Genomic DNA, 8,942 nt, shown 5'->3' on the forward strand with positions numbered 1-8,942 from the left:
GATTACAAAAAATGTACGGGACAAATTTTTGTAATCAGGATTTTACGGTTCCTGGTAGACACCCTCAAACCATATCATTGAGGTTATACAATAATTCAGTATTCATTTTCTTCGTTTCTGCAAAAAATTCTACCATAATAGTGAGACAGATTCCATAGCAAAATGGAGGAAATCCTTTCAAATTCAATCACAGTCACATGTAACGGTCATTGATGAAGCGGTGAAAAAAATTTATGATAGCCGTCTATAGAGATCAACATTATACAGCCGGAGGAAACCGATGAATAAGTACGAAAGAATCGCCAATGAAATGAGAACGAGGATTAAAAGCAATATATATGCCATAGATCAGCCGATCCCTGATGAACTGACGCTTGCAGAAGAATTCGGATGCAGCCGGATGACGATGAAACGCGCTCTGGATACGCTTGCGGCCGAGAGCCTGCTTTTCAGAAAAAGAGGGCATGGCACTTTTATCATTCAATCAGCCATGCAGGACGAGCATGTGCATGTGGTCAGCAATGAAATTCTCGGCTTGAGCAATCTGTTAAAAGGCAAAGACGTAAAAAGCAGGATGATCCGGTTTGAAGTGCAATTTCCGTCACAAGAGGTTGCCGCGCATTTAGCAATTGATGAAAAAACCCCCGTTTATTACGTAGTGAGGCTGAGAATTGTAGAAGGTGAGCCGTATGTTTTGGAAAAAACGTACATGCCGGCAAGTCTGATCCCCGGCATTAATGACGAGGTGCTGAACCATTCCATTTATGATCATATTACGAACGGTCTTCATCTGAAAATCGCCGGAACGCACAGAAAAATCAGGGCGTGTAAATCAGATCAGATGGACCAGCAATATCTCGGCTGCCAATCGGATGACCCGATCCTCGAAGTAGAGCATGTCGGCTTCTTAGATAACGGCACGCCCTTCGAATATTCCTTTTCCCGCCACCGCCATGATAAGTTTGTCGTGACATCAGTGAATATAAAGCGTTAATAGCTGCCGAAGAGTGAGTGAAATAAGCTCGCTCTTTTTTGCGTAGAATCATCCGCTCACCGATTTACACTACTCTTTTTCTATGTTATATTATCCAATGATATAATCATCCTACAAATTTTAGAGGTGTTTTTATGGATATATCAAAAACAAGCAGACTGTCACTCGTAGAACAGGTTGTGTCCCAAATTGAATCACTAATTCAGTCGGATAAATGGCCGGTCGGGACGCGCATTCCGCCTGAGCTTGACTTAATGAAGCAGTTTGATGTCAGCCGAAATACGCTTAGGGAGGCCATTCGGGCGCTCGTTCACGCCGGCCTGCTTCAGACAAAGCAGGGGAGCGGTACATATGTCAGTTCATCAAGTGTCCTTGGAGCGGCATTTTACCGTCATATTAAAAAATCAAATTTGCTTGAAACGTTAGAGGTCAGATATGCGCTCGAACGTGAAGCCGCGCGATTGGCGGCGCTGAGACGCAATGATGAAGATCTCAAACTGCTCACCGCATGCCTTGATGAATGTGAAGCGGCCATAAAAACCGACGACCGAAAAGCGTATGCAAAGGCGGATATTAAACTGCATAAAGCCGTCGTGCAGGCGGCCCATAACAATATGCTGTCAGATCTGTATGAGCATATGACAGATGCGCTCTGCATGTCAGTTCATGATCTTTTGGAAATTACCCCTGATATCCGGGTCCACAGTCAGCTTGTTGCTGCAATTATCGGACAAAAAGCGGATCAGGCCATGGAGGCCGTCAATCAATACATCACAGGATTTAAAGATACAATACACATGGAGGATTAATATGAATGCTGAACAAGTCGAACATCAAGAGATAAAAGCAAATCAACGTAAGAAAATGATATTGCTGATCATCGGAGTCATTTTTATAGGAGCGAACCTCAGAGCGCCTCTTACATCAGTCGGACCGCTGGTTGCGTCCATTAGGGACAGTTTAGGCATGTCTAATGCGGCTGCCGGAACCATTACGACCGTGCCGCTGCTTGCCTTTGCATGCCTGTCGCCTTTTGTTCCTTTATTGTCCCGGCGGTTCGGAACGGAACTTGTCTTGCTGTCATCATTAATTGTACTGACGGCCGGTATCCTTCTGCGGTCATTAGCCGGGATCGGCACTCTGTTTTTCGGAACGGTTTTATTGGGATTAGCGATCGCCGTATGCAATGTGCTGCTGCCAAGTCTGATTAAACACAGATTTTCCGGGAATTTAGGCGTCATGACCGGCATTTACTCTGTTTCTATGAATCTATGCGGTGCCATTGCGTCAGGTATCAGTGTTCCGATTGCCTCATTAGCAGGCTTTGGCTGGAAGGGCGCGCTCGGCTGCTGGGGAATTCTTTCTTTGATTGCGCTTATCATTTGGATTCCGCAAATGAGAGGCCGGGAAATACCTGCCGGCGCGTTGGGTGCGGAAGGCCGGGGGAAAAACAGTCTTTTGCGGTCACCGTTAGCTTGGAAAGTGACCTTGTTTATGGGGCTGCAATCCCTTATTTTTTACACAGTGATTGCGTGGCTTCCGGAGATTCTTCAGCAGAAAGGGCTCAGCTCAAGCACAGCCGGCTGGATGCTGTCATTAATGCAGTTCTCGGTTCTTCCGATTACCTTTATTGTGCCGATCATCGCGGCTAAGATGAAAAATCAGCGCGTACTTGCCGGACTGACGGCTTTATGTTTCCTCATCGGAATAGCCGGAGTCCTCATCGGAAGTGCGGCTCTCACTCCATTATGGGTCATCATGATCGGAATAGCCGGAGGGTGTGCATTCAGTTTGGCGATGATGTTCTTCAGCCTGCGGACACAGCATGTTCATGAAGCCGCCGCGCTTTCCGGAATGGCTCAGTCATTCGGATACCTGCTTGCCGCGTTCGGCCCCCTCGTGTTCGGGCTGCTGCATGACGTCACGCACGGCTGGACGATTCCGTTATTCATGCTGATTGCAGTATCCGTCCTCATTCTCATTTTCGGTCTGGGAGCGGGTAAAGCCGAACAGATTACAACAAACTAAACACGCGAAAAAACCAAGGACTCCGCAGCGTCCTTGGTTTTTTATTTTCAATATTTATCAAAAAAATTTCTCATGTCGTCAGCTTTAAGCCGATGACGCCTATGAGAATAAGGCCGAGCGACACTAGTTGTGACAGATTAAACCGTTCCTTAAACCAAAAAATGCCGACGGCTGTCACACCGATGCTCCCCATACCGGTCCAAGCCGCATACGCGACACCTGTCGGCAGGACTTGCATCGCTTTAGAAAGACAAAAGAATGAAAGCATAAAACCAGAAACCATGACAATCAGCGGCCACTTTTTCTTCATGCCGTCAATATGCTTCATGGCAACGGCCGCCACAACTTCTTCTGCTCCGGCAATAAATAACAACAGCCAAGCCATTAGTGTTCACCCCTTGTTTTATTTTCTTTCGTAAATAATTTCATTCCTAAAATTCCGGACAGAAGCAGGGTCAAAAAGAAGATTTGCCCGATGGAAAAGGATTCGCCTAAAAAGATGCCCGTTACGTAAGTGCCGACAGTGCCTATACCGACAAAAACAGTATACGCCGCAGCCATCGGAATTTTTTTGTAAGAGCGAATCAGCAGCAGAAAACTGACGGCTATCAACAGAAAGATGATAATCCAATCAAAAAGCGAATCCGCATATTTAAGGGCAGATGCCCAAACTACTTCTAACAGTCCGGCTATCAATACAAACAGCCAATACATGATTTATACACCTCAATTATGAATGAATGTCAGTCATTATTATGGCGGGCAAAAATGATCGGTGCACACCAATCATTTTTGCAAGCTTCTTTTGAGAAAACTGAAGATCTCTTCTTTATATACATCGAGACCGGCGTCCTGTTCACAGCCGATATAAAAGCGTTCCGCCGTATTTTCGACAACGTTGATAATCGTTCTGGCCGTCCATCTCACATTAATACCGCTGATCACTTCATTATTTTCAATCGCCGTACTAATGATGCCCTCAAGCCAAGAATAATACGGCTGATAAATGGCTTCCCATTTTTCCATCGAATGGTCGATGGCGAGGCCTGAATAACATAAGACGATGATATCTTTATGAAGATGGGTGATGTGAAATGTCTCATCAACCAAAATGTCCAAAACAGTCCAAAAATCCTCAGTCCCGTCTATTTTTCCTTTAATTTTATCCAGCGTCATATGAAGCAGATTTTCTGCAATGGCTGAAATCAATGCGTTTTTAGAAGAAAAATATAAGTAAAAAGTGCCCTGGGCTGTTCCGGCTCTTTTCACGATTTCTGAAATGGACGCTTTGTCTAAACCCTTTTCAGAAATCACTTCAATTGCCGCTTGCAGGATTTTTTCATATTTTCCCGAGGTTTGTTTTGCCATAGAGAGGCGGCCCTCCTTTTATGAATGACTGTCATTCATTTTATCGTATTTTCTCTTTTTTGTCACCCATAAAACAAAAAAATACCGGAAAGAAGCAGATCTTCTTTCCGGCATCCTTCATTTATCATTGTCGATCATAGCCTTAGGCAGACCCGTATATTTCGCCCAGTAATAAATACAAAGCGAACCGATCGCGATCAAAATAAGGTCGAGCGGATTACTGATCATACCCAATCCGTGGCCGAAGGACCCGATATAAGAAAAAATCAGCATCATAACGTAAAAACCGACAATCCACCAAGCCGACTTCAGCTGCTGCTGTAAGCTGACGTCTTCCTTAGGAGCGTACTTGCTGAAGCAAAGGTAGACCAAAAACATGACAATTTGAGAACCGAGCAGCCAAGAAACGGTGCTCCAACCGGACCAATACACAATATAAGATGTAAATATAAATGACAGCGGCCCGATGATGCTCATGCCTTTCAAATAAAACGGCCGATCAATATTCTTCGCATTTACCCGCAGTGCGGCTGAAGAAATCGGCGCAATGGCATAGGAAAGGATTAACGCAACGGAGCACACGTTAACGAGCGCATTCCATGAAGGGAAGGGCAGCGTCCAAAAAACAGCCAGCCCGAACGAGAGCCACAGAGAGGCCCGCGGAGTTCCCGTTTCTTTATTGACCTTGGAAAAAATACTGAATAACGTTCCGTTTCTCGCCCAGGCATAAACGAGGCGTGATGTCGTATTCATAAAGATATTCCCGTTTCCGCCCGGAGATAAAATCGCATCTAAAATGACCAACGTCGCCAGCCATCCTAAACCGAGGATAACCGCAATATCTTTGAACGGAAGAGAAAATTCCCTGCCGATCGCCGGCCAGCCATGCTTTAGCGTTTCTGCCGGAATGGCACCGATAAAGGTGATCTGCAGAACCGTGTAAATAATGGTGGAAACGATAATACAAACAATTAATGCGATCGGGATGTTGCGCTTCGGGTTCTGTACTTCACTTGCGACAGCCACAATGGGGTGAAGACCGAGGTAAGCAAACATGACGCCGCCTGTAGAAATCGCGGCCTGAATGCCGGTAAAACCAAAAGGAGCAAATCCGTGAACGGTCATATTGCCAGGGTGAAAATGAAAAATCAATACAACAATAACAGTAATCGGAACGACATATTTAAAAATAGAAATAATGAAGTTTGCTTTGGCAAAGGTTTTGACACTCCAATAATTCAGGAGAAAGAACAGGCAGAGCAAAGCAAATTGTAAGATCCAGCCCGCAATTGTCGGCGAATCGGATCCTTTTACCGTTAAACCGGGAAACCAATATGCCACGTATTGGCGGACTGCCGTCACTTCAATGGAAATGAGGCTTGTGTAAGCCACAATGGTAATGAATGATATTAAATACCCGACGAGATGTCCGTGTGAATAGACGGGGTACCGGATAATCCCTCCGGTTCGCGGCAGCGCGGCCCCCAGCTCCGCATACACCAAGCCGATTAACAAAATAATCCCGCCGCCGATCAGCCAGGAAAATGCGCCTGAAGGCCCTGCTTTGGATGCAACATTACTGACGGCAAACAGCCAGGCTGAGCCAAATATAGCTCCCATGCCGATTAAGATGAGATCAAAAAGTGAAATGGATTTCTGAAAGTTTCCTTGCTTAGACATTCGATGCCTCCTTAAAAAGACATTGTTTCTTTTTACATAATTCCCAATATCATTTGAACATACCCAGCCGGCATGCTGGAAAATTAGGTAAACATTCTCCGTCAAGCGGATCGGAGATAAAGGTATGTATAGAAATGTGTTTCAAACGATGGAGAAACTTGAACACGGCCGCAGGTCAAGATCTCCACGCTTATATTCCCCCTTTTTGTCACAATCAAACATCATTCCGTTTCCAACTCAATAAAAAAGAGCCCAAGCTTATCACTTGGGCGCCTCTTTACGCGTTCATATCTTTCAGTCCGGGACTGTGCTCATTCGGCAGTTCAGGCAGCTCGGGAACAGGGAATTCCTAAGGCGGCTCTGACACGCTTAACTCTCCGCCGTTTCGGCTTGGCGTTGTTCCTTGCAGAATTTCTCCGATCCGGGTGGAGTCCAATCTGAAATTAAATTGTGTATTATGATACCCCAACTCAACAAATTTGCGGCATTCCGGGTATTTCTCAATATCATAATTCGGAATGGGGAATAATTTGCCCCATTTAACGCCCAGCGTTTCAAGCGCTTTTGAGAACGCATTTTGATGGGCATTGTCACGAACAATCAGGAAACCGAGTGTTTCTCTGAACGTCTGGTTAGAACTCATTTCATAGATTCTTGTTTTTTGCAGCACCCCGGTTGATTCGAGCACTACATTGTCCAGTAGGTCTGCGATTAAATTTCCGTGGTTGTATACCCATGAGCCGTTCCAAGGATTTCCGCCGGCGTCAACGGGCAAAGAGCTTTGCGCTCCGATAATATAATGGTGCGGATTAGCGTGTTTCACCGCTTCATCAATCGGCGCCTGATCTGATGCCTGATTTCCGGCTCCCTCTGCGCCGCTCTCATCAAGCAAGGCGTTAATCGTATGCTGGACAAGCTCGACATGAGCGATTTCTTCTAAAAATACACCGCGGAGCAAGTCGCGGAATTGTTTTTCTTTTCCTCTGAAATTAGAGCTTTGGAAAAAGTATTGCATCATCGTGTGCATTTCACCGTAATGGCCCGCCTAAAATTTCCTGCAGCACTTTGGCGGCTGCCGGGTCCGGCTTGTCCGGCTTAATAATGTTAATCAGCCCTTCTTTGTAATAGTACATAAACAGCGCTCCTCATCATGTATATTCGATTTCTGCTGTCAGTGTCTAAACAAATTCGGTTTTTATGTATAGTTCTAATAAAAAGGGGCGGAAGCAAAGTACATTCCGCCCATGTCTAGAATTAAGCCTCTACCGCTGCCCGAAGCTTTTCATTGACAAGCCCTTTCCATCCGTTATTCATCGTACTGTGAATGTCGGAGCTTTTCTGATTCACTTTATTAATGACTTCGTCTGCCTTTTTCCAGCCGCCGTGAATAAGAGTAAATTCCGTATCTCCGTTCTCCATTTCTTTTAAAACAAATGAAACGATCCAACCTTCCGTATCCCATGAAAAAGAAAGGCGGTAAGGGGGATCAATATCCAATAGCTTGCATGGAGATGGGCCGAATGGAGATTCAAGCTGAAATTCGCTCCCTTCTTCAGGCGTAAAATCATTCGGCATAAACCAGAGGGCCAGTCCGTCCGCAGTTGAGACGGTATCCCAGACGACTTGCATCGGCGCCTTTAAAACGACGGTGTGGGTAATATCAGGTAATTCTGTATTGCTGTTTTGCTTGTCAGACATATTAAATCACTCTTTCACTTTATTTTCTTTTTGATCATACTACAACAGGGCGTGACATTTGAAATGAAACCAAACTTATTCTATGCTTTTTGAAAGCAGTTCAAACAATTTTCATGTTAAGGAGACGCAATGATGACAAATCAATTTAACGCATTGGTAGTGGATCAACAAGAAGAACAATTCTCAGTAAGCGTTCAAAAGCTGACTGCTGATGATCTGCCCAAGGGCGAAGTACTGATCAAGGTTTGCTACTCAGGAGTAAATTATAAAGACAGCCTCGCTGCCATCCCAGACGGCAATATCGTAACGTCTTACCCTTTTGTGCCGGGCATTGATTTAGCAGGAATCGTCATATCCTCAGAAGATTCTCGCTTTAAAAAAGGGGACAAGGTAATTGCGACAAGCTACGGAATCGGTGTTTCCCATTTCGGCGGCTACAGCGAGTTCGCCCGTATTCCTGCTGACTGGATTGTGCCGCTTCCGGAAGGCCTTACGCTCAAAGAAGCCATGATTATCGGAACCGCCGGTTTTACGGCTGCTTTGTCTGTACAGCGGCTTGAAGAAAATCATGTAACACCTGAAAAAGGCAAGGTGCTTGTCACAGGGGCGACAGGAGGAGTCGGAAGCTTTGCTGTTTCTATCCTCGCTTCCGGAGGCTATGAGGTCGAGGCGAGTACAGGGAAAGAAGACGAAAGCGATTATTTAAAACACCTGGGCGCGAAAACGGTGATTCACCGGGACGAAGTCTGCAACGGCACATTAAAAGCATTGCAAAAACAAAAATGGGCTGCTGCCGTTGACCCGGTCGGGGGTGAACCGCTCGCAGCGCTCCTCAGCCAAATCCGGTACGGCGGTTCAGTGGCAGTAAGCGGACTGACAGCCGGAACAAAACTCCCGGCTACAGTATTTCCGTTCATATTACGGGGAGTAAACCTGCTCGGTATCGATTCTGTCTTCTGTCCAATGGAAACAAGACAGAAAACATGGCGGCGGTTGGCTGAAGATTTCAAGCCAACCGATCTAGAGGCCTTCATTCAAAATGAAATAACACTTGAACAGCTTCCTGATATTCTGCCGACTCTGCTCAAAGGCGAAGCGAGAGGAAGAACCATTGTCAAGCTGAACGAATAATAAAAAGTCCCCAATCTGTAGGGTCTGACCCCCGTTTTTGAGA

At 45.6% G+C, this 8,942-nt stretch carries 9 protein-coding genes, 1 pseudogene and 1 riboswitch; of the genes and pseudogenes, 4 read left to right on the forward strand and 6 right to left on the reverse strand.

All coding sequences use genetic code 11. The features are described from left to right. Positions 1–11: 11 nt before the first annotated feature. A riboswitch (purine riboswitch) is annotated at positions 12–111 on the reverse strand. A gap of 169 nt (positions 112–280) precedes the next feature. The 3 genes from AXI59_RS02250 (at position 281) to AXI59_RS02260 (ending at position 3,022) form a co-directional block, all read left to right on the forward strand. Then, positions 281–994, forward strand: coding sequence for a GntR family transcriptional regulator (locus AXI59_RS02250; protein ID WP_061527262.1), 714 nt, complete (start codon positions 281–283; stop codon positions 992–994). A 134-nt stretch (positions 995–1,128) separates the two neighbouring features. Continuing rightward, positions 1,129–1,803, forward strand: coding sequence for a FadR/GntR family transcriptional regulator (locus AXI59_RS02255; protein ID WP_061522402.1), 675 nt, complete (start codon positions 1,129–1,131; stop codon positions 1,801–1,803). A gap of 1 nt (position 1,804) precedes the next feature. Further along, positions 1,805–3,022, forward strand: a complete 1,218-nt coding sequence (locus AXI59_RS02260) for a CynX/NimT family MFS transporter (RefSeq protein ID WP_061527263.1) — start codon at positions 1,805–1,807, stop codon at positions 3,020–3,022. 70 nt (positions 3,023–3,092) lie between these two features. Here AXI59_RS02260 and AXI59_RS02265 read toward each other — a convergent pair whose 3' ends face one another. The 6 genes and pseudogenes from AXI59_RS02265 to AXI59_RS02290 all read right to left on the reverse strand — a co-directional run bounded on the left by AXI59_RS02265 (position 3,093) and on the right by AXI59_RS02290 (position 7,768). Beyond that, entirely contained in the window at positions 3,093–3,407 is a 315-nt protein-coding gene (locus AXI59_RS02265) for a DMT family transporter (RefSeq protein WP_061522404.1), read from the reverse strand. Continuing rightward, entirely contained in the window at positions 3,407–3,736 is a 330-nt protein-coding gene (locus tag AXI59_RS02270; protein ID WP_061522405.1) for a DMT family transporter, read from the reverse strand. Before AXI59_RS02270 ends, AXI59_RS02265 begins: the two co-directional genes overlap by 1 nt. 72 nt (positions 3,737–3,808) lie before the next feature. After that, complete coding sequence (locus AXI59_RS02275) at positions 3,809–4,390, reverse strand: TetR/AcrR family transcriptional regulator (RefSeq protein ID WP_061522406.1); 582 nt, start codon at positions 4,388–4,390, stop codon at positions 3,809–3,811. 117 nt (positions 4,391–4,507) lie between these two features. Continuing rightward, a complete protein-coding gene (locus AXI59_RS02280) occupies positions 4,508–6,070 on the reverse strand; it encodes an APC family permease (RefSeq protein ID WP_061522407.1) in 1,563 nt (520 codons plus the stop codon). 277 nt (positions 6,071–6,347) lie between these two features. Beyond that, a pseudogene (locus AXI59_RS02285) lies at positions 6,348–7,203 on the reverse strand (manganese catalase family protein). 121 nt (positions 7,204–7,324) lie between these two features. Beyond that, entirely contained in the window at positions 7,325–7,768 is a 444-nt protein-coding gene (locus AXI59_RS02290; protein WP_061522408.1) for an SRPBCC family protein, read from the reverse strand. Positions 7,769–7,900: 132 nt separating this feature from the next. On the opposite strand from AXI59_RS02290, the gene AXI59_RS02295 reads away from it, so the two are divergent. Then, entirely contained in the window at positions 7,901–8,899 is a 999-nt protein-coding gene (locus AXI59_RS02295; protein WP_061527264.1) for an NADPH:quinone oxidoreductase family protein, read from the forward strand. Positions 8,900–8,942: the final 43 nt, after the last annotated feature.

Origin of the sequence: Bacillus nakamurai, from assembly GCF_001584325.1 — a bacterium.
Taxonomy (GTDB): domain Bacteria; phylum Bacillota; class Bacilli; order Bacillales; family Bacillaceae; genus Bacillus; species Bacillus nakamurai.